Raw genomic sequence first — 19,963 nt, 5'->3', positions numbered from 1 at the left:
TATTTGTGGAGCATGCTGCATGCGGAAGGGATCGCAAATGACTTTTGTCAAGCGGGTTGGCGAGCGGGCGGCGGTGCATGGGCTGCTCGCCGCCCATGCACTGGTTGACGGGCTGGCGCCGGCGCTGGCCGGCGAGCTGGCGCAGGCGGCTGCGCGGCGCGCACATGGCGATGGCGAGACGCTGTTCTTCGAGGGCGACAGGGCCAGGCACTGCCTGCTGGTGGAGCAAGGCGCGGTCGAAGTGCTGCGCTACGATGCGGCCGGAGAAGAGCGCATGCTGCATTGCTTCGGCCCGGGCCAGCTGGTGGCCGAGGCGGCCATGTTCATGCCGCATGGCCTGTACCCGATGACCGCGCGGGCCCGGGGCGCCACCGTGGTCTGGCGCATTCCGCGCGGCGCATGGCATGCGGCCTGCGAGCGCTACCCGCCACTGGCGCTGCGCCTGCTCGAATCCTTGAGCCTGCGGCTGTACCGGCGTGTGAACGAGGTGGATTGGCTCACGCGCAGCAATGCCCCGCAGCGGCTGGCGGCCTATCTGCTGGACCAGTCGGGCAGGCAGGGCGAAAGCCTGGAGCTGCCCACGACCCAGCACCATCTGGCGGCGCATCTGGGCATCCGCGCCGAAACCCTCAGCCGCATTCTGGCCGAGTGGCGCGGGCAGGGCTGGATCAGCGGTGGCCGGCGTTGCTGGCGTATCCTGCAGGCGGCGCGCCTGCGCGAGCTGGTCGCCTCGCTGTGAGTTGCGCTGGCGGGGCGGTCAGCCCTCTGCGCAGGGCAGGGCCGGCGCTTGCCAGCCCAGCAATTCGGCCAGCCTCAGCACGATCCAGCGTGCCTCGGCCGCGCCCACGCCGGAATCCGCGCCGGCCAGGCCCTGGTGGATGCTGAGCAGGATGGCCGGCTCGGACGGCGCGCTTTGCATGTACAGCGCCTGCGCCTGCTCCACCAGCGCGGTGGCCAGGTCTTCGCACAGCTCGTAGCGGGCCTGCAGCTCGCGCAGCGGCACGCGCAGGCGGCCGTGGCGCTCGGCATAGAGCGCGATGAAGGAGTCGGGAACGAAGAGCTGGCTATCGGAGGACACGGTATCGATTCAAAAGACAGGAGCTGCGGGGGCCGAGATTCGTCGGGCTCATGGTGTGAAGCGCTTCTCGAACCGGGCCAGATCCGATTCCAGCTCGAAGGTCACGACCTGGCCCATCTTCTTGTCCGACTCGCGGCAGGCGGCGAAGACGCTGGTCTTGCCCTGCAGGTCCATCGCCGGGATGTCGATGATCGCATAGGGATGTGGCACGAAGAGGTGGAACTCGAACACCACGCGGTGCTGGTTGCGTGGGTTGGGGTAGAGCAGGTAGCCGTGGGCGCTGAAGGTCTGGGTGGCCATGGTGGGAGTGGAGATAAGAGCTGCATAGTGTGCCGCAGACCGGGTCATACTAGGGCTTGTAGCGCTTTTTTTGACTTGCCATGTTCCATTCCCATATCGCCATCCAGACCGCCGACTTCGACGTGAGCCAGGAGCTGGCGGCGCTGCGCGCGGGCGATGCGCGCATCGGCGCGGTGTGCTGCTTCGTCGGCACGGTGCGCGACAGAAACAGTGCCCCCACGCTCGGCACAGGCGTGTCCTCGCTGCCCCCCGAGGGGGCACCCTTGCCTTGGGGCGGCCCGGCGGCGGCGGGGGGCGGCAGCACCGTGACCTCGATGGAGCTGGAGCACTACCCGGGCATGACGGAGAAGTCCATCGCCGGTATCGTGGAGCAGGCGCGCCAGCGCTTCGAGATATTCGGCGCCCGCGTGATCCACCGCGTGGGCCTGCTGGCGCCCGAGGCGCAGATCGTGCTGGTGGCGGTGTCGTCCGCGCACCGCGGGCAGAGCTTTCTGGCCTGCGAATACCTGATGGACTACCTCAAGACCCAGGCGCCGTTCTGGAAGAAGGAGCAGACGCCCGAAGGCGCCCGCTGGGTCGATGCCCGGGTGAGCGATGATGTGGCGCTGGCGCGCTGGGAGGAAAAAGCCGGGGGAGCAAGCAGTGGATGAGGTTGCGATCTACCAAAGCGATGGCGGGGAAATCACCGTTCAGCTCAAGCACGAAACGGTATGGCTGAGCCTTCTGCAAATAGCGGACCTGTTCGGGCGCGACAAATCCGTCATTTCGCGCCACCTGCGCAATGTATTCCATGAAGGCGAGTTGGAGCGTTCCGCAGTAGTTGCAAAAAATGCAACTACTGCGGCTGATGGCAAGACCTATCAAGTCGACCACTACAACCTGGACGCCATTCTTTCCGTGGGGTATCGGGTCAATTCCAAGCAAGGAACCCGCTTTCGCCAGTGGGCCACGTGCCTGCTACGCGAACATCTCACGCGCGGCTACACCATCAATCGCCAGCGGCTGCACAGCAACGCGGCAGAACTGCAGGCCGCGCTCGAACTGGTGCGCAAGGCGGCGCAAGCGCCAGAACTCAGTGCCGATACGGGCCGAGGGTTGGTCGATATCGTTACCCGCTACACCCACACCTTCTTGTGGTTGCAACGCTACGATGAAGGCCTGCTGGCCGAACCCTCCACTCAACCCGGAGGCCAGTTGCCCAGCGTGATAGAGGCACGCATGGCGTTGACCACCTGCGGGCCAGCCTGATGCAGCGCGGCGAGGCCACCGAGTTGTTTGCGCTGGAGCGCGGCGATGGCTTGCCAGCCCTGTTGGGTAACCTTGACCAGAGCGTGTTTGGCGAGCCCGCCTACCCTAGCATTGAGGCGAAAGCTGCCCATTTGCTGTATTTCGTCATCAAGAATCACCCTTTTGCCGATGGCAACAAGCGTAGCGGCGCTTTCCTGTTCGTCGATTTCTTGCATCGCAACGGGCGCTTGCTGGGCGCGGATGGACAGCCCGTCATCAACGACGTAGGCTTGGCCGCTCTCGCTTTGCTGGTGGCTGAGTCCGACCCTGCGCACAAGGATGTGCTCATCCGGCTCGTGATGCACATGCTGGCAAAGCCTGCCATCGACACGCACGCCCGTTGACTTGATTCAGCGCAACCGGCTGGTACCTCTGTGTATTGCTTGTGCGGCAGGGGCTCTTGAAAATGGGCGCTCGGCTGTCAAATAGAACGCAGTGACTCTGATAACAGGAGCGAAAGAAATCACCATGCGAATCGACAAACTCACCACCAAATTCCAGGAAGCGCTGGCCGATGCCCAGTCGCTGGCCCTGGGCAACGACAACGCCTATATCGAGCCGCTGCACGTGCTGACGGCCATGCTGCGCCAGAGCGACGGCCCCAATGCGCTGCTGCAGCGCGCCGGCGTCAATGTGAATGCGCTGGCGGCAGCCGCGGAAAACGCGGTCAAGCGCCTGCCCCAGGTGCAGGGGCAGGACCAGGTCACCGTGGGCCCCGAGCTGCAGCGCGTGCTGCAGGCCACCGAGAAGGAGGCCATCAAGCGTGGCGACCAGTTCTATGCCAGCGAGCTGTTCCTGCTGGCGCTGACCGACGACAAAGGCGAGGCTGGCCGCCTGGCCCGCGAGGCGGGGCTCTCCCGCAAGGCGCTGGAGGCCGCCATTGACGCGGTGCGCGGCGGCCAGACCATGGACAGCGCCGATGGCGAAAGCCAGCGCGAGGCGCTGAAGAAGTACACGCTGGACCTGACCGAGCGTGCCCGCCAGGGCAAGCTCGATCCGGTGATCGGCCGCGACGACGAGATCCGCCGCACCATCCAGGTGCTGCAGCGCCGCAGCAAGAACAACCCGGTGCTGATCGGCGAGCCCGGCGTGGGCAAGACCGCCATCGTCGAGGGCCTGGCCCAGCGCATCGTCGCCGGCGAGGTGCCCGACACCCTGCGCGACAAGAAGGTGCTGGTGCTGGACATGGCGGGCCTGCTGGCCGGCGCCAAGTACCGCGGCGACTTCGAGGAGCGCCTGAAGTCCGTGCTCAAGGAGGTGGCGCAGGACGACGGCCGCATCATCCTCTTCATCGACGAGATCCACACCATGGTGGGCGCCGGCAAGGCCGAGGGCGCCATGGATGCCGGCAACATGCTCAAGCCCGCGCTGTCGCGCGGCGAGCTGCACTGCATCGGCGCGACCACGCTCGACGAATACCGCAAGTACATCGAGAAGGATGCGGCGCTGGAGCGGCGCTTCCAGAAGGTGCTGGTCGACGAGCCCAGCGTGGAGGACACCATCGCCATCCTGCGCGGCCTGCAGGAGAAGTACGAGGCCCACCACGGCGTGGACATCACCGACCCGGCCATCGTGGCCGCGGCCGAGCTCAGCCACCGCTACATCACCGACCGCTTCCTGCCCGACAAGGCGATCGACCTGATCGACGAGGCCGCGGCCAAGATCAAGATCGAGATCGACTCCAAGCCCGAGGTCATGGACAAGCTGGAGCGCCGCATGATCCAGCTCAAGATCGAGCGCGAGGCGATGAAGAAGGAGACCGACGAAGCCTCGCAAAAGCGCCTGGCGCTGATCGAGGATGACCTGGCCAAGGTGGAGCGCGAATACGCCGACCTGGAGGAGATCTGGAAGGCCGAGAAGGCCAGCGCCCAGGGCTCCGAGCAGATCCGCAAGGACCTCGAACAGCTCAAGTTCCAGATCCAGGAAGCCACCCGCAAGGGCGACTTCAACAAGGTGGCCGAGCTGCAGTACGGCAAGCTGCCGGCGCTGGAAAAGCAGCTCAAGGAAGCCCAGGACAGCGAGAGCGAGCGCGAAAAGGCGCCGGGCAAGGGACACAAGCTGCTGCGCACCCAGGTCGGCGCCGAAGAGATCGCCGAGGTGGTGAGCCGTGCCACCGGCATTCCGGTGGCCAAGATGATGCAGGGCGAGAAAGACAAGCTGCTGCACATGGAAGGCCGGCTGCACGAGCGCGTGGTGGGGCAGGACGAGGCGATCTCCGCCGTCTCCAACGCGATCCGCCGCTCGCGCTCGGGCCTGTCCGATCCGAACCGGCCCACGGGTTCGTTCCTGTTCCTCGGCCCCACGGGCGTGGGCAAGACCGAGCTGTGCAAGGCGCTGGCGGGCTTTCTGTTCGACAGCGAGGAGCATCTGATCCGCATCGACATGAGCGAGTTCATGGAAAAGCACTCGGTGTCGCGGCTGATCGGCGCGCCCCCGGGCTATGTGGGCTACGACGAAGGCGGCTACCTGACCGAGGCCGTGCGCCGCAAGCCCTACAGCGTGATCCTGCTCGACGAGGTAGAGAAGGCCCACCCCGACGTGTTCAACGTGCTGCTGCAGGTGCTTGACGACGGCCGCCTGACCGACGGCCAGGGCCGTACCGTGGACTTCAAGAACACGGTGATCGTGATGACCAGCAACATCGGCTCGCAGCTGATCCAGGCGATGGTGGGCCAGCCCTACGACGAGGTGAAGGAGGCGGTCTGGGGGGAGCTGAAGAATTACTTCCGCCCCGAGTTCCTCAACCGCATCGACGAAACCGTGGTCTTCCATGGCCTGGATGCCAAGAACATCGAAGCCATCGCCCGCATCCAGCTGCGCCAGCTGGAGCAGCGCCTGGCCAAGATGGAGCTGCATCTGCAGGTGGGCGAGCCCGCGCTGGCCGAGCTGGCCAAGGTGGGCTTCGATCCGGTGTTTGGCGCGCGGCCGCTCAAGCGCGCCATCCAGCAGCGCATCGAGAACCCGCTGTCCCGGTTGCTGCTCGAAGGCAGGTACCCGCCCAAGAGCACGATCCCGGTCAGCGTCGATCCGGTGCGCGCGCCGGGCGAGTTCCACTTCGGCGACGCGGTGCAAACCGCTTAACCACGCAGGCCGCACAAGCATTGCGCTGCGCTATGCTTGTGTGGTCATACGCGTGACATGAAACCCGGGGCCGGTGCAGCCGGCTCCCTTGGAAAGGAAGTACTTTGAACGAATTGTTCGCTGGCATAGTGCGTTGGACCATCCGCTTGGTGGGCCTGGCAATGGGGCTGGTGTTTTTGGCCAGCCTTCTGGTGGTGGCCGCGCTGATGGCGCTGCTGTGGTGCGGGCGCCTGCTGTGGGCCAAGCTGACGGGGCGGCCGGTGGCGCCGTTTGCGTTTCGCACGTTTCCGCAAGCGGGCTGGACCACCGTGTACCGCAATACCGCCCGCTGGAGGGCGAGCGCCCCCGGCCATGCGCCTGCGGCCCATTCCGGCATGCGCGGCCCTGCCGCGGTGATGGCCGGCGATGTGACCGACGTGGAAGCCCGCGACATTCGTTGACACTTGGGCTCCTGCCCACGGATCGAACCCGGCCGCGGCCGGGTTTTTCTTTGGCTGCCGATGTGTGCTGGCTGTCAGGTGGGAGGGGGTACTAGGGTAAACGCCTAGCGCAAATCGGCGCGCTTGCAAAGTCTGGCGCGACTAGCCCCACAGCATGCTTGGGGACTACCCAAAACGTGTCAGGAGTGCGACAATCACAGGCTTTCGTGTGAACACCTCCGCAGCGTGTATTCTGCGCGCCGCTTACTCCATACGCCTTTTTTCAAAGCCATCGGCTCGTTCGTGGATGAACTGCCTGTGCCGCTTGCGTAGGGCGCCTTGGGGTAGGGGCTGTGGGCTTGCAAGGCTTGGCGTTGAGCATCCGCTGCGCAGCGCTTGCATGTCCGCAGGCCCGGGCGAGTCCGGCAAAGGACCGGCATGGGCGGCTGTCGTCGGCAGTGTACGACGTCTGGTGTGCGCATTTGGCTTCATTCATCGTTTTTTTTGATTTCGGTTTCTCATGTCGACGAACAACAGTATTCAAGTGCGTGCTGCAACGCTTCGTGATGCCAAGGCAATTGCCCAGATCCATGCCGCCGCGGCGGTGGAGTCCTACCGCGGTATTCTTCCCGATGACCAGCTGAAATCCCTGTCCACCGTCGAAAAGCGCCAGGCCTACTGGCGCGAGGCCATCGAGTACTGCGAGCCGCAGGTGCAGGTGGCCATTGAAAACGACAAGATCGTGGGCTTTGTGGGCTTCGACCGTTCGCGCGATGCCAAGACCCGCCCCACCACCGGCGAGATCTGGGCCATCTATGCGGCGCCCACCCATTGGAATACCGGCGTGGGCGTGGCCCTGTGGGATGCCGCGCGCGACGGCCTGGCCGAAGAGGGTTGCACCAGCGTGACCGCCTGGGTGCCGCTGCGCAACGAGCGCGCGCTGCGCTTCCATGAGCTGGCCGGCTTCAAGCGCGAAATGTCCACCGCCAAGACCGCCACCTTCGGGGCCGTCAAAATCGAGGAAATCCGCATGGCGCGCCCGCTGATGCACAAGGCCTGAGGCCCTTTGCCAAACCCATCCCGAAGGCCGTTGGATTGCGGCCTTTTGTTTTTTCCGGACACCGCATGACAGAAGTGCCCCCCATCGCCTGGACCGAGGCCGGCGCCCCGCGCAGCGCCCGCTGGCGCAGCGAGCGCGGCAGCGCGCCGCCCCGGCGCGTGGTGCCGGCCGACGATCGCATGACGGCCGATGCCGCCTACCGCCTGGCCTGCGAGGGCACGGCGCTGCTGTGGCGCGGCGACTACCACAATGCCCGCCAGCTGCTCAGCGCGCTGGCGCGCCGCCTGGACCGCACCGCGGCGCAGTCGGCCAAGAAGAAGGCGGCGGGCGGCCAGGGCCAGGCAGCTGCGCTGGGCACGCCGGCGATGGCGCAGCGCTTTCACCAGCATCGCCAGCTGCAGGCGCAGCGCGCGCGGGTGCTGTCGATGCTGCTGCTGGAGCTCGATGGCGGCTACCGCCTGGACCTGCGCCGCGCGCCCGAGGTGGCCGAGGCCTGCGCCCAGGCCTGGGGAGAGTCCGACGGCCAGCCCCAGCTCGTGTCGCTGCGCGAGCTGCAGGCGCTGGTGGGCGCCTACGAATGGCGCCGGCGCGGCGTGGAGATACCGGCGCTGGCACAGCCGCCGGGCGCCTATGCGCGCATCCACCCGCACTATGGCGTGTTCTCGCCGGTGCGCGGCGAGTATGTCGATCTGGTGGCCCAGGCCCTGGCGCAGCCGCTGCCCGCGGCGCTGCGCCAGCAGCCGCTGGCCTTCGATATCGGCACCGGCACCGGCGTGCTGGCGGTGCTGCTGGCGCGCAGCGGCGTGCGGCAGGTGGTGGCCACCGACATGGATGCGCGTGCGCTGGCCTGCGCGCAGGACAACCTGCAGCGCCTGGGCGTGGCGCGGCAGGTGCGGCTGCAAGAGGCGGATCTGTTCCCCGAAGGGCGCGCGGCGCTGCTGCTGTGCAACCCGCCCTGGGTGCCGGCCCGCGCCAGCGCGCCGGTGGAGCGGGCGGTGTACGACGAGGGCAGCGCGATGCTGCGCGGTTTCCTGGCCGGCGCTGCCGCGCACCTGCTGCCTGGCGGCGAGGCCTGGCTGGTGCTGTCCGACCTGGCCGAGCACCTGGGCCTGCGCAGCCGGGGCGAGCTGCTGGGCTGGTTCGCGGCGGCCGGGCTCAGGGTGGCGGGCCGGCTCGACATCCGCCCGCGCCACGGCAAGGCTTTCGAGCCCGGCGATCCGCTGCACGCGGCCCGCTCGGCCGAGCTGACCTCGCTGTGGCGGCTGGCCGCAGCGGCCTGAACATGCGCCTGCTGCTTGCCCCGATGGAGGGCCTGCTCGACTTCGTGCTGCGCGATGTGCTCACCGCCATCGGCGGCGCGGACCGCTGCGTGTCCGAGTTCATCCGCATCACCGGCAGCGTGCTGCCCGACAAGGTTTATTTGCGCACCATGCCCGAGCTGCTGCAGGGCAGCCGGACCGCGGCCGGCACGCCGGTGCGCGCGCAGCTGCTGGGCTCCGACCCGGCGAGCATGGCCGACAATGCAGCGAACCTGGCGCGGCTCGCGCCCGAGGGGATAGATCTGAACTTCGGCTGCCCGGCCAAGGTGGTCAACCGCCATGGCGGCGGCGCCTCGCTGCTGCGCGAGCCCGAGGCCATCCGCGCGGTGGTGGCCGCGGTGCGCCGGGCGGTGCCGGCGGGCATGCCGGTCAGCGCCAAGATGCGGCTGGGCTTCAACGACCGGGCGCTGATGCTGGACTGCGCGCTGGCCATGGCCGAGAGCGGCGCCGAGGAGCTGGTGGTGCATGGCCGCACCAAGCTCGACGGCTACCGCCCGCCCGCCTACTGGGACCAGATCGCCCGCGTGCGCGAGGCGGTGCGCATACCCGTGGTCGCCAATGGCGAGATCTGGACGGTGGCGGACGCGCTGCGCTGCCAGGCCGAATCGGGCTGTACCGATTTGATGCTGGGCCGCGGCATCGTGGCCGACCCGGGCCTGGCCTGGCGCATCCGCGCCGCGGTCGCCGAGCGCAATGGCCAGCCTGCACCGGCCGGCTGTCGCGCCCTGGCCTGGCCCGAGCTGCTGCCGGCGCTGCAGCGCTTTTGGGAGCTGGTCTGCGCCGGCCTGGAGCCGCGCCAGCGGGCCGGGCGCCTCAAGCAATGGCTGAACCTGCTGCGCCGCGCCTACCCCGAGGCCGAGGCGGCCTACCAGCACGTGCGGGTGATGACCGATCAGCGCGCCATCAGCGCGTGGTTGCTGGAGTTATCAAAAATATGAGCTGCTAGCGCTTGCTATATGGATATTTCAGATAGTTTTGTATTTGAAAACACCATGTAGCAAGCGCTGACAGCTACTATTTTATTCAAAGCAATTCATCGGGCGCGAACGGCCCGATCAGCCTGAGCAGCAGGCGCAGCGGCAGGCTGGTGTCGGGCTCGTGGGTCTGGTCGCTTTCGTCGCTTTGGGGCGGCGCCTTCCAGCGCAGCGCGCCGTCCTCCAGCACCACATGCCAGGCGCCCAGCGCCAGACCTTTCTCGATCTGCTCGGAGGTCTGCGCCGAGAGCTTGCGGCTGCGCACCAGCACCGCGATCTCGGTGTTTTGCAACTGCGAGCGCTGGTCCAGGTTCATCGAGCCGACGACGAGGATCTGTCCGTCCACCACCAGCAGCTTGGAATGCAGCATCAGCCGCGAGCCGGCCGTCGCCGTGGCGCCGCTGCCCACGCCGAGCGCGGCGCGCAGCGTGCTGCTGTCGCTGACCAGCTCGTACAGCTCCACCCCGCTGCGCAGCAGCGCCTCGCGGTAGCGGGCATAGCCCACGTGGGCCACCGGCGCATCGTTGGACGACAGCGAATTGGTGAGGATACGGATGCGCACGCCGCGCTCGCGCGCGGCCTGGAAGGCGGCCAGCATGTCGCTGCCCGGCACGAAGTAGGGCGAGACGATGAGCAGATCCTGGCGGGCATAGCCGATCAGGTGTACGAGGCCCTCGACCACCGAATCGCCGGCCGCTGCACCGCTGGCTGGCTTGCCTGCTGCGGCCAGCGCGCTGCGAGGCATGTTGATGCGGGCGAGTTGGGCGCTGGCCAGCGTGCCCTTGCTGGCGCTGAGCGGATCGGTCACGCCGTCGGAATCCACCGCCGGGATCTTGCTGGGCTGGTCGGCCAGCATCACCGCGCGGGCCCAGACCAGGGGCAGGGTGTCCAGCTCGGTGGCCCGCATGTCCCAGGCGCGGGCACGTTGCTCGGCGGAGGGGGGCTGGCGGCTGTCGGGGCGGGGCTCGCCATCGGGCGGGGTGGGGCGCGGGCCGCCAGACGGCGCGGCGCCATCGGCGCCGGTATCACCGGCCTCACCGGCCTCGCGCGCGGCGAAGGACTGGCGCATCGCATCCAGCTCCTGGCGCTCGATCAGCGACTGCACCGGGTAGGCGCGGGCATTGTTCCAGTAGCTGTCGAAGCTCCTGGACAGATCCTGCACGATGGGGCCGGCGGCCAGCAGGTCGGCATCGAGGAAGTTGGAATTCTCGGCATTGCCGAAATACGCGTCGCCCAGGTTGCGGCCACCCATCACGCCCACCAGGTTGTCGGCCAGGAAGAGCTTGTTGTGCATGCGCTGCTGGGCGCGCTGGAAGTCGGTGGCGGCGCTCCAGATGCGGCTCAGGCCCGAATCGCGGCTGCCCACCAGCGGGTTGAACATGCGCATCTCTATGCCCGGCACGAAGGCCAGCCGCATCACCTGCGCATTGCGCCCGGTGCTGTGGAAATCATCGAGCAGCACCCGCACCCGCACGCCGCGCCGCGCCGCGGCCACGATGCCCAGCAGCAGCCGCTCGGTGCTGGCATCGGCATGGATGGCGTAGTACTGCAGGTCCAGCGTCTGCTGCGCGGCCTCGACCAGCGCCAGCCGGCTGCCGTAGGCCGACTGCGGCCCGGTCAGCAGCGCAAAGCCCGAGGCCTCGTCGCCGGCCTGGTTCTCGCGCTGCTTGCGGCTGGCGACGAGCTGGCCCAGGGCGGTGCTGCCGGAGGGCTGCACGGCGGTGGACACGGGCCGCTGCACCTGTGTGGGCAGCCGGCTGGCGCAGCCGCCAAGCAGCAAGAGCATGAGCAGCAGCATGGCCCGGCCGGCTTGGCGCCAAGGGGGGAGGAAGCGGGGGGCGATCAGGGAATGGGCCATGGTTGCAGGCGAATAAAGAGGCGGGTCCGATGATTATTGTCAATCTTCCCCGGCCTGGCGTGGATTTGCCTAACCCCTGCGTGTGCGAAACAACAGCCACAGCAGATAGACCCCGCCCAGCAGGCCCGTCACCAACCCTATGGGCAGATGCAGGCGCACCGGCGCCCACTGGCTGAGCAGGTCGGCCGCCAGCAGCAGCACCGCCCCCATGGCCGCGCCCGTGAACAGGGGCACATCGGGCGACAGGCCCAGGCGCCGGGCCACCTGGGGAGCGGCCAGCGCGATGAAGGCGATGGGCCCCGCCGCCGCCGTGGCGATGGCGGTCAGGGCCACGGCGGCCATCACCATGATGAGCCGCGTGCGCGGCACGTGGACTCCCAGCTGGGTGGCGGCGTCGTCGCCCAGCTCCAGCAGGTTGATGCGGCGGGCGCACCACAGCACGACCGGCACGATGGCGACGAAGCCCAGCGCGGCCGGCACGACATGGGCCCAGGTCCGCGCGCTGAGCGAGCCGGCCAGCCAGCGCTGGGCCGAGACGGCCCGGTCCAGATCGCCCATGACCAGCAGGATGGTGTTCAGGCCCGAGAGCGTGGCCCCCACGCCTATGCCCACCAGCACCAGCCGGTAGCCCCCGGCCGCGCGCCGGCCGCCGGACAGCGCCAGCACGACCGCCGCCGTGGCCATGCCCGACAGCACGGCGGCCAGCGAGGTCCACAGCGGCCCGGCGTCGCCCAGCACGATCAGCGCAATCGCCCCGCTGGCCGCACCCGTGGTGAAGCCGATCACGTCCGGCGAGCCCAGCGCGTTGCGGGAGACGGACTGGAAAATGGCGCCGGCCATGCCCAGCGCCGCACCCACGAAGACCGCCGTGAGCACGCGCGGCAGCCGCACGCGCAGCACGATGCGCTCGGCGGCGGGGTGGGCGCCCGTGCCCAGCAGGCTGTCCAGCACTTCGGCCGGGCCCAGCGACAGGCTTCCCGTGCCCAGCAGCAGCACGCCCAGCACCAGGGCCAGCGCCACCAGCCCCATGCCCACGGCCAGCGGCCTGGGACGCCAGCGCAGCGCATACGGGCCCCAGCGCACTACCGAGGCTTTCAGGGATGTCTTCATAGCCTGCTCAAGCGGTATCTGCACGCCACCCAGACAAAGAACGGCCCGCCGAGCAGGCAGGCGACGATGCCCGCGGCCACTTCGGCGGGCGCCGCGACGACGCGGCCCAGCACATCGGCCCCCAGCAGCAGCACCGCCGCGTAGAGCGCGGACAGCGGCAGTATCCAGCGGTAGTCGGGACCGGACGAGAGGCGCGCAAGATGCGGGGCGACCAGTCCCACGAAGGCGATGGGGCCCACCGCCGCCGTGGCCGCTCCGGCCAGCAGCATGACCGCCAGGCAGGCCAGTTGCGCGGTGGCGCGCACATTCACGCCCAGCGCCTGGCCCACGTCATGGCCCAGCGCCATGGCGTTGAGCTGGCCCACGATGGCCCAGGCCGCCACCAGCCCCACGGCCACGGCGGCGGCCAGCACGGTGGCGCTGGCATAGCTGCTGCCCTCCAGGGAGCCGGCCGCCCAGTGCCGGAAGCCGTCAAAGACTTCGGGGGGCGCATTGAGCAGGATGATGCCCGCGCTGGAGGTGAGCATGACGGACAGCCCGGCCCCGGCCAGCACCAGGCGCACGGGCTGCGCGCCCGCGCCCCGCGATTGGCCGAACGCGAAGACGGCCGCGCCGGCCAGACCCGCGCCCGCAAAGGCGCACCAGACATACTGGGTCACGGTGGTCAGCCCGAAGGCCGTCATGCCGATGAGGACGGCCAGCGCCGCGCCGGCGTTGACGCCCAGCAGGCCCGGTTCGGCCAGCGGATTGCGGGTCACGGCCTGCATGAGCGCGCCGGCAACGCCCAGCGCCATGCCGGCCAGGATGGCGACCACGGTACGCGGCAGGCGCAGCAGGCTCACCACCAGGTGCCGGTCGTCGCCCAGGTCCGGTGCGCGCAGCGCCCTGAGGATGTCGCCCAGGGCAATGTCGCGCGAGCCCACGGTGATGCTGAGCACGGCGATCAGGCCCAGCGCCAGCAGGCCGCCGGCCAGGCCCAGGCGGCGCTTGCGAACCACCGCGCCTTGGACTGGTGCGCGCATGGCTCAGCGGAAATGGCTGGCCACGGCATCGACCATCTGCTGCCCGGAGTAGTAGTCGATGCGAAACGAACTCGGCCCCAGCGCATAGACGCGCCGGCCGGCCACGGCGGGCAGGTTGGCCAGCAGCGGGTCGTCCAGGAAGGCCTGGACATCGCCCTGCGAAGCGCCGAGCAGGAAGACGGAGTCGCCAGTGATGGCGGCCGAGAGGTTTTCTCGGGAGATGAATTCGAAGTCGGACGAGCGGGTGACCTGCGGGGCCAGCGCGGGCGGCAGGCCCTCCACCTTGAAGCCCAGCGCGGCCAGCAGCCGTGCGTGCGGGCTAGCGGCGCGGCCGATGGAGTAGCTGCCGGCCAGGTTGTAGGCGACGATGCTGACCGGCCTGGCGGGCGGCGTGATGGATGCGGCGGCCTGGGCAACGTAGGCATCGAAGCGGGCAATCGCTTCGGCCGCCTGCCTGGTGCGGCCGGTGATGCGGCCCAGCTCGGTAGCGATGTCCTGCCAGGACTGGCTGGAGTAGTCGACCACCACCATGGGCACGCCCTGCGCCTGCAGTTCGGCGCGGTGCTGGGCCACGCTGTCGGCCCCGGTGGCGGAGGCCACCAGCAAATCCGGATTCGCGCCTATGGCCGCCTCGATGTCGAATTGCAGGTTGCGGTAGAGCACCTGCACGCCGCGCTGGTCGGCAACGTGGGCCCATTGCGAGAAAAAGCCCTTGCCGTCGGTCAGCCGGCTGGGCGTGGTGGCGGCGCTGGCCACCACGGGCGCATCGATGGCCAGCAAAATGCCGGTCACGCTGGGCGATGTGGATACGATGCGCTGGGGCAGCACGGCCTGTGGTGTGGCGCTTTCCTCGCGGGCGGCGGTGCGTGGCGCGAGCGCCATCAGGGCCAGCACGGATGCCACGGCGACAGCGCCCAGGGCGGCAAGTTGGAGTCTGTTCATATCGGTTTGAGCGGGACGGGGCCGGGCGCCGCGGGGCGCCTTGGGGTATTCCTCATTGTAGAATGCGTTCCACAATGGCAGCGCTGAAGAACCTATTGCTTGTGGGGCATGAGTGCCGATGACGCATCGACTGAGTGCCGATGCCGTGACGCTGCGCTACGGCGAACGCACGATTTCTCAGGGCCTGTCCCTGGCCGTTCCCGATGGTTCCTTTGCCGTCATCGTGGGGCCCAACGCCTGCGGCAAGTCCACGCTGCTGCGCGCGCTGTCGCGGCTGCTGGCGCCAGTGGCGGGAGAGGTCATTCTGGATGGCAGGCATATCGCGCAATGGCCTGCCAAGGAGGTGGCGCGGCGCCTGGGCCTGCTGCCGCAAAGCGCCATGGCGCCCGAGGGCATCACGGTGGCGGACCTGGTGGCGCGCGGGCGCTATCCCCACCAGTCCTTCCTGAAGCAGTGGACGGATGCCGACGAGCAGGCCGTGGCCGAGGCCATGCAGGCCACCGATGTGGCGGCACTGTCGGGCCGCTTGCTGGATGAGCTCTCGGGCGGCCAGCGACAGCGCGTGTGGATTGCGATGGTGCTGGCGCAGCAGACGCCCATCCTGCTGCTGGACGAGCCCACGACCTTCCTGGACATTGCCCACCAGATCGAGCTGCTGGAGCTGCTGGCGGAGCTCAACCGCGCCGGCCGCACCGTGGTCGCGGTGCTGCACGACCTCAACCAGGCATGCCGCTACGCCTCGCACCTGATCGCCATGCGCGACGGGCGCATCGTTGCCCAGGGCGAGCCCGGGGCGATCTTTACCGAGCAGCTGGTGCAGGAGGTGTTCGGCCTGCCGGCGGTGATCATTCCCGATCCCGTGACCGGCACGCCCCTGGTGGTGCCCAGGGGGCGCAAGGGCGTGCCTGCCACGGCAGGGCCATGAGGCCCTACGGCTCGAATGCGCGGCCGCCCGTGGCCTGGTTGATCAGGCTGGCTTCGCGCAGCAGCGCGACCCGGTCTTCCGGCGACTTGAGCTGGCCCAGGTCGGAGACGGTGGTGACCGCGCAGACGATTTCATGCTGCGCGTCGAACACCGGCGCCGCCTGGCCCGTGACGTTGGACAGCAGGTGGCTGGTCAGCTCGCACCAGCAGCGCTCGCGCACTTCGTCGAGCACGGCCTTGGCGGGCGGCTTGCCACGGAAATGGGCGGGCTGCTGGCGGCGCGCGGCGTCGATGGTGGCCTTGGGCAGAAAGGCCTGGAACACCAGGCCGCAGGCCGTGTTGTCCAGGGGCAGGATGTCGCCCAGCGCCAGCGGGTTGATCGAAAAATAGGCGCTGCGGTACCAGCGCACCAGGGTGGGCCCGCGGTCGGTCCAGATGGCCACGCCGCCGCTGAGCGCGTGGCTGTGCGTCAGCGCCTTCATGCGCTGGGCCGCGATTTCCACCGCATCCACGCGCTTGAGCGCGCCGATGCCGATGCTCAGCGCCGCGCTGCCCAGGTCATAGAGGCCGCTGGCCGGGTCCTGTTTCGCCAGGCCTTCCTTGACCAGGCTTTGCAGGTAGCGGTGGGCCGTGGAGCCGCCCGTTCCCGTTCGCCGGGCCACCTCGCCCAGCGCCAGCTCGCTTTCGGCGTTGGCCAGGACCATGAGGAACCGGGTGGCGATGGAGACCGACTGGATGGTGCCGGAGCGCTTCTCGCCGGCGGTTGTCTGGGGTGTTGTTTTTTTCAAGGGCTGGACTTTCTTGCCTGTACCAGGCGCATCGCAGGTGGGCGCGCGGGCGCCGCCGCTGTTGATGATAGCGGCTTCGCCGGGCGGGAGCCGACATGCTTTGAGCGTTTTTCTTGCTTCCGCATACGGGAATGTATTCCTCATGGTGGAATTTTGTCGCGCCATGCTGTACCATGAAAAAACAAGAATCATTCTCACTAAAGGAAGATGCTGTGAAGCTGTATTTCCATCGCAGGCGCTCGTTTCGGGCGGGCGCTGTTGCACTCTCTACCCTGATGGCGCCGGCCGGCGCCTTTGCCCAGGGTGTGTCGGATTCCGGGGGGGAATCCGCCACGCTCGACGCGGTCGTGGTCAGCGGCGAAAAGGTCAGGCGTGAACTCAAGGACACGGCCTCCTCGGTATCGGTCAAGGCCGGCAAGGACCTGGCCAAGGAGGAGAGTGGCAACGCCTCGGTCCACGAGGTGCTGCACGATGTGCCCAACGTGGTCTACACCGACACGGTGGGCGCGCCCATCATCCGCGGGCAGGACACGCAGGGCCCCAACAACGGCCAGAACGTTTTCTGGGGCGGCACGGTGCCGCGCGCCACCATCAACCTGGACGGCCACTACCTCAACTACAACGAGATGTTCTTCGGCGCGACCTCGGTCTGGGACGTGGAGAGCATCGAGGTGTACCGCGGCCCGCAGACCACCTCGCAGGGCGCCAATGCGATCGCGGGCGCCATCGTCGTGAACACCAAGGACCCGAGCTTCAAGCCCGAGGCCGCCTACCAGCTGGAGGCGGGCAACTACCACTCGCGCCGTGCGTCCGTCGCCATCTCAGGCCCTGTGGGCGAGGAGCTGGCCGCGCGCCTGGCCGTGGACTACTCGGGGCGCGACACCTTCATCGACTACCACAATCCGCAGTTCCAGCGGGGCCAGGCCGACCAGGATTTCCGCGCGCTGAACGCACGCCTCAAACTGCTGTGGCTGCCCAGCCGCATCCCCGGCCTGGAGGCCAAGCTCACCTATTCGCACAACGACAGCAACCGCCCCAGCCAGGAGGCCGCCTCCGAGCCGTTCAGCGCCCTGCAGCACTGGACGACGACCATGCCCAGCTGGAAGCAGAAGACCGACACCGGCATTCTTGACCTGAGCTACGAGCTGGGCAACGGCGTGCGCCTGGTCAACCAGACCCAGTACTCGCGCTCATCGGTGCAGCGCTACACCGGCATTCCCGGCGAGGGCGATGCCGATATCCGCCAGAACAATGTCTCCAACGAGTTCCGCGCCCTGGTGGGCAACGACAAGGACCGCCTGAGCGGCTTCGGCGGCGTCTACTACGCCCGCACCGGCACGGACGAGAGCCTGCTGCTGCGCGGCCTGTCCGCCTTCGATGACACGAAGAAGAACCTGGGCGTCTTCGGCGAGCTGAACTGGCGCCTGGCCGAGCGCTGGACCCTGAGCAGCGGCCTGCGCTACCAGCGCGACGAGGTGGTGCGCGACGGCACCTCGGTGCTGGCCCCCACCGCCCTCGACTACACGAAAACCTTCTCGGCGCTGCTGCCCAAGCTGTCGCTGGCCTATGCCGCCACGCCGCGCTGGACGGTGGGCGGCCTGGTCAGCCGCGGCTACAACCCGGGCGGGGTGTCGCTGAACCTCACCAGCCGGCAATGGGCCTACTTCAAGAAGGAATCGGTCTGGAACTACGAACTCTTCAGCCGCGCCAGCCTGCTCGGTGACAGGCTGATGCTCAACACCAACCTGTTCTACATGGACATGCGGGATGCGCAGTACAACATCCCCGTGGTCATCTCCCCGGGCGTGGCCCAGTCCTACACCATCAATGCCGAGAAGGCCCATGCCTACGGCTTCGAGCTGGGCGCCGACTACCGCGCGCTGGACAACCTGCGGATCAAGGCCGGCGCCGGCGTGCTGCGCACCCGCATCGAGGAGATAAGCAGCAACCCCGGCTACGAGCACAACCGCTTCGCCCGCTCGCCGGGCTACACGCTGAGCCTGGGCGTGAGCTGGGACGTCACCCCCCGCTTCAACGTTTCGGGCCAGGTGCGCCACCTGGACGGCTACTACTCCGATACCGCCAATACCCGCGCCTACGTGGTCGGCTCCAACACCCTCGCCGACCTGCGCATGAGCTATGCGTACAGCGCGCATGTGCAGCTGTACGGCTATATCAAGAACGTCTTCGACCGGCGTTCGCCCACCTACCTGCAGCAAAACCGCGGCATCGGCGGCATCGAGGCCAGCATGACCGCGCCGCGCATGATAGGCGTGGGCGTGCGCGGAACGTTCTGAGAGAGGAAAGACACCCCACATGACACCCCGCAAACCCCTGCACATCGGCCTTTCGCTGGCCCCCACCTGGCTGAGCGGAGACGCATGGCGCAGGCCCGGCAGCAACATCGAAGGGCTGTACTCCAGCGACTTCGCGCTGGACCTGGCCCGGCGCGCCGAGGCCGCGCAGCTGGACTTCGTCTTCCGCCCCGACGTGAGCTTTCTGCCCATGGAGGTGCTGGAGACGGGCGCGGGCTTCGCCAGCCTGGACCCCACAGTGCTGATGGCCGCGCTGGCGCGCGAGACCTCGCGCATCGGCCTGGTGACCACGGTCTCGACCACGTTTTTCCCGCCCTATGCGGTGGCGCGCCAGCTCCAGTCGCTGCACTGGATCAGCAACGGGCGCGCCGGCTGGAACATCGTCACGGCCCTGCAGGGCCACGAGAACTTCGGCCTGAAGGCCATGCCCGATGCCGACGAACGCTATGCGCGGGCCGCGGAATATACCGAGGTGGTGCGCCGGCTGTGGGCCAGCTTTCCCAACGAGGCCTTGAAGATCGACCGGGACAGCGGCCGCTATGCCGATGCCTCGCTGGTGCACCCCATAGACCATGAGGGCCCGCACCTGAAGGTGCGCGGCCCGCTGAACCTGCCGGCTTTCGGCGGCCCGCGCATTCCGCTGGTGCAGGCGGGCGCGTCCAGCACCGGGCGGGACTTCGCGGCATCGGTGGCGGACATCGTCTTCGCCCCCACGCCCGACCTGGACGCGGCGCTGGAGCTGCGCCGCGACCTGTCCCGGCGCGCCCAGCGCCATGGCCGCCAGGCGCAGGATGTGCGCCTGCTGCCCGGCCTGAGCCTGTACCTGGCCGACACCCGCGAGCAGGCCCGGGAGATGTTCCAGCAGACGCACGGCCGGGTGGACAGGGGCCGCAAGCTGGCATCGATCAAGGCCTTGGTCGGCCTGGACCTGACGGACTGGCCCGCAGACCGGCCGATCACCGCGGCCGACCTGCCGCCGCCCGTGGCGACCCCGTCCAGCCGCACGCATGCGGGCCTGCTCAGGCGCCTGATGGGGCGCGAGTCGTTGCGCATCGACGAACTGCTGCAGCGCCCTGAAATCCTCTCGGCCGCGCACTGGCAGGTGGTCGGCACGGTGGACGATGCCGTCGCGCAGATCACCGAGTGGAGCGCCGCCGGCGCCATTGACGGCTTCCTGGCCGCGCCCGGCGGCTCCGTCGAGTCGCTGCATTGCGTGCTGGAGCAACTGGTGCCGCGCCTGGTGGAGGCCGGCCTGTTCCGCTCCCGCTACACGGGCAGCACCTTCATGGAGCATCTCGAAGAGTCGCGCCAGGAACCTGCGCAGCGCTGAGCGCGCGGTGCCGCCGGGGTCAGCGGCCACACGCAGCGAGCAAGCGTGGGGGGCCTTTTTTGCCGCCGGGCCGCCCCAAGGCAAAAAGCGCCCCCTCGGGAGGCAGCGGCCACACGCAGTGGGCAAGCGTGGGGGCCCTTTTTTGCCGCCGGGCCG

Annotated in this window: 19 protein-coding genes; 12 read left to right on the top strand and 7 right to left on the bottom strand. The window is 68.5% G+C overall.

The annotated features are described in order from the left end of the window. Window positions 1-37 precede the first annotated feature (37 nt). Window positions 38-739 (top strand): Crp/Fnr family transcriptional regulator, encoded by a 702-nt coding sequence (locus ACODRX_RS18685; RefSeq protein ID WP_488873042.1) that lies wholly within the window; start codon window positions 38-40, stop codon window positions 737-739. An 18-nt stretch (window positions 740-757) separates the two neighbouring features. Here the strand turns inward: ACODRX_RS18685 and ACODRX_RS18680 are convergent, their stop codons facing one another. Continuing rightward, on the bottom strand, window positions 758-1,078 hold the full coding sequence (locus ACODRX_RS18680) for a hypothetical protein (RefSeq protein WP_488873041.1): 321 nt from the start codon (window positions 1,076-1,078) through the stop codon (window positions 758-760). Window positions 1,079-1,126: 48 nt separating this feature from the next. Further along, the gene (locus ACODRX_RS18675) at window positions 1,127-1,378 is read right to left on the bottom strand and encodes a hypothetical protein (protein WP_488873040.1); all 252 of its coding nucleotides are present in this window, start codon (window positions 1,376-1,378) and stop codon (window positions 1,127-1,129) included. Window positions 1,379-1,458: 80 nt separating this feature from the next. On the opposite strand from ACODRX_RS18675, the gene ACODRX_RS18670 reads away from it, so the two are divergent. From ACODRX_RS18670 to ACODRX_RS18635, 8 genes are all read left to right on the top strand, one after another. Next, the gene (locus ACODRX_RS18670; protein ID WP_488873039.1) at window positions 1,459-2,028 is read left to right on the top strand and encodes a molybdenum cofactor biosynthesis protein MoaE; all 570 of its coding nucleotides are present in this window, start codon (window positions 1,459-1,461) and stop codon (window positions 2,026-2,028) included. Continuing rightward, window positions 2,021-2,626, top strand: a complete 606-nt coding sequence (locus tag ACODRX_RS18665; RefSeq protein WP_488873038.1) for a virulence RhuM family protein — start codon at window positions 2,021-2,023, stop codon at window positions 2,624-2,626. Before ACODRX_RS18670 ends, ACODRX_RS18665 begins: the two co-directional genes overlap by 8 nt. Further along, window positions 2,626-3,009: a type II toxin-antitoxin system death-on-curing family toxin gene (locus tag ACODRX_RS18660; protein ID WP_488873037.1), complete on the top strand. Its 384-nt coding sequence runs from the start codon at window positions 2,626-2,628 to the stop codon at window positions 3,007-3,009. Before ACODRX_RS18665 ends, ACODRX_RS18660 begins: the two co-directional genes overlap by 1 nt. A 124-nt stretch (window positions 3,010-3,133) precedes the next feature. Further along, window positions 3,134-5,746: an ATP-dependent chaperone ClpB gene (gene clpB, locus ACODRX_RS18655; protein ID WP_488873036.1), complete on the top strand. Its 2,613-nt coding sequence runs from the start codon at window positions 3,134-3,136 to the stop codon at window positions 5,744-5,746. A gap of 104 nt (window positions 5,747-5,850) precedes the next feature. Further along, a complete protein-coding gene (locus tag ACODRX_RS18650; protein WP_488873035.1) occupies window positions 5,851-6,186 on the top strand; it encodes a hypothetical protein in 336 nt (111 codons plus the stop codon). A gap of 499 nt (window positions 6,187-6,685) precedes the next feature. After that, complete coding sequence (locus tag ACODRX_RS18645) at window positions 6,686-7,225, top strand: GNAT family N-acetyltransferase (protein ID WP_488873034.1); 540 nt, start codon at window positions 6,686-6,688, stop codon at window positions 7,223-7,225. Between the two features lie 65 nt (window positions 7,226-7,290). After that, window positions 7,291-8,505, top strand: coding sequence for a methyltransferase (locus ACODRX_RS18640; protein WP_488873033.1), 1,215 nt, complete (start codon window positions 7,291-7,293; stop codon window positions 8,503-8,505). A gap of 2 nt (window positions 8,506-8,507) precedes the next feature. Next, window positions 8,508-9,482 carry a tRNA dihydrouridine synthase gene (locus tag ACODRX_RS18635; protein WP_488873032.1) on the top strand — a complete coding sequence of 325 codons (975 nt, stop codon included), beginning with the start codon at window positions 8,508-8,510 and terminating at the stop codon, window positions 9,480-9,482. An 85-nt stretch (window positions 9,483-9,567) separates the two neighbouring features. Here the strand turns inward: ACODRX_RS18635 and ACODRX_RS18630 are convergent, their stop codons facing one another. The 4 genes from ACODRX_RS18630 to fepB form a co-directional block, all read right to left on the bottom strand. Next, complete coding sequence (locus ACODRX_RS18630; protein ID WP_488873031.1) at window positions 9,568-11,316, bottom strand: phospholipase D family protein; 1,749 nt, start codon at window positions 11,314-11,316, stop codon at window positions 9,568-9,570. 129 nt (window positions 11,317-11,445) lie between these two features. Further along, a complete protein-coding gene (locus ACODRX_RS18625; protein ID WP_488873030.1) occupies window positions 11,446-12,486 on the bottom strand; it encodes a FecCD family ABC transporter permease in 1,041 nt (346 codons plus the stop codon). Continuing rightward, a complete protein-coding gene (locus tag ACODRX_RS18620) occupies window positions 12,483-13,508 on the bottom strand; it encodes a FecCD family ABC transporter permease (protein WP_488873029.1) in 1,026 nt (341 codons plus the stop codon). The genes ACODRX_RS18625 and ACODRX_RS18620 overlap by 4 nt, the downstream gene beginning before the upstream one ends. 3 nt (window positions 13,509-13,511) lie before the next feature. After that, a complete protein-coding gene (fepB, locus tag ACODRX_RS18615; RefSeq protein ID WP_488873028.1) occupies window positions 13,512-14,450 on the bottom strand; it encodes a Fe2+-enterobactin ABC transporter substrate-binding protein in 939 nt (312 codons plus the stop codon). A gap of 118 nt (window positions 14,451-14,568) precedes the next feature. Between fepB and ACODRX_RS18610 the strand changes: the two genes are divergently transcribed. Then, window positions 14,569-15,375: an ABC transporter ATP-binding protein gene (locus ACODRX_RS18610; protein ID WP_488873027.1), complete on the top strand. Its 807-nt coding sequence runs from the start codon at window positions 14,569-14,571 to the stop codon at window positions 15,373-15,375. A gap of 4 nt (window positions 15,376-15,379) precedes the next feature. Here ACODRX_RS18610 and ACODRX_RS18605 read toward each other — a convergent pair whose 3' ends face one another. Next, window positions 15,380-16,162, bottom strand: coding sequence for an IclR family transcriptional regulator (locus tag ACODRX_RS18605; protein ID WP_488873026.1), 783 nt, complete (start codon window positions 16,160-16,162; stop codon window positions 15,380-15,382). A 212-nt stretch (window positions 16,163-16,374) separates the two neighbouring features. Between ACODRX_RS18605 and ACODRX_RS18600 the strand changes: the two genes are divergently transcribed. Continuing rightward, window positions 16,375-18,459 (top strand): TonB-dependent receptor, encoded by a 2,085-nt coding sequence (locus ACODRX_RS18600; RefSeq protein ID WP_488873025.1) that lies wholly within the window; start codon window positions 16,375-16,377, stop codon window positions 18,457-18,459. A 19-nt stretch (window positions 18,460-18,478) separates the two neighbouring features. Beyond that, on the top strand, window positions 18,479-19,807 hold the full coding sequence (locus ACODRX_RS18595) for an NtaA/DmoA family FMN-dependent monooxygenase (protein WP_488873024.1): 1,329 nt from the start codon (window positions 18,479-18,481) through the stop codon (window positions 19,805-19,807). Window positions 19,808-19,963 lie beyond the last annotated feature (156 nt).

Source organism: Comamonas sp. FG99, assembly GCF_057808605.1.
This window is presented reverse-complemented; position numbering and strand designations above follow the sequence as displayed.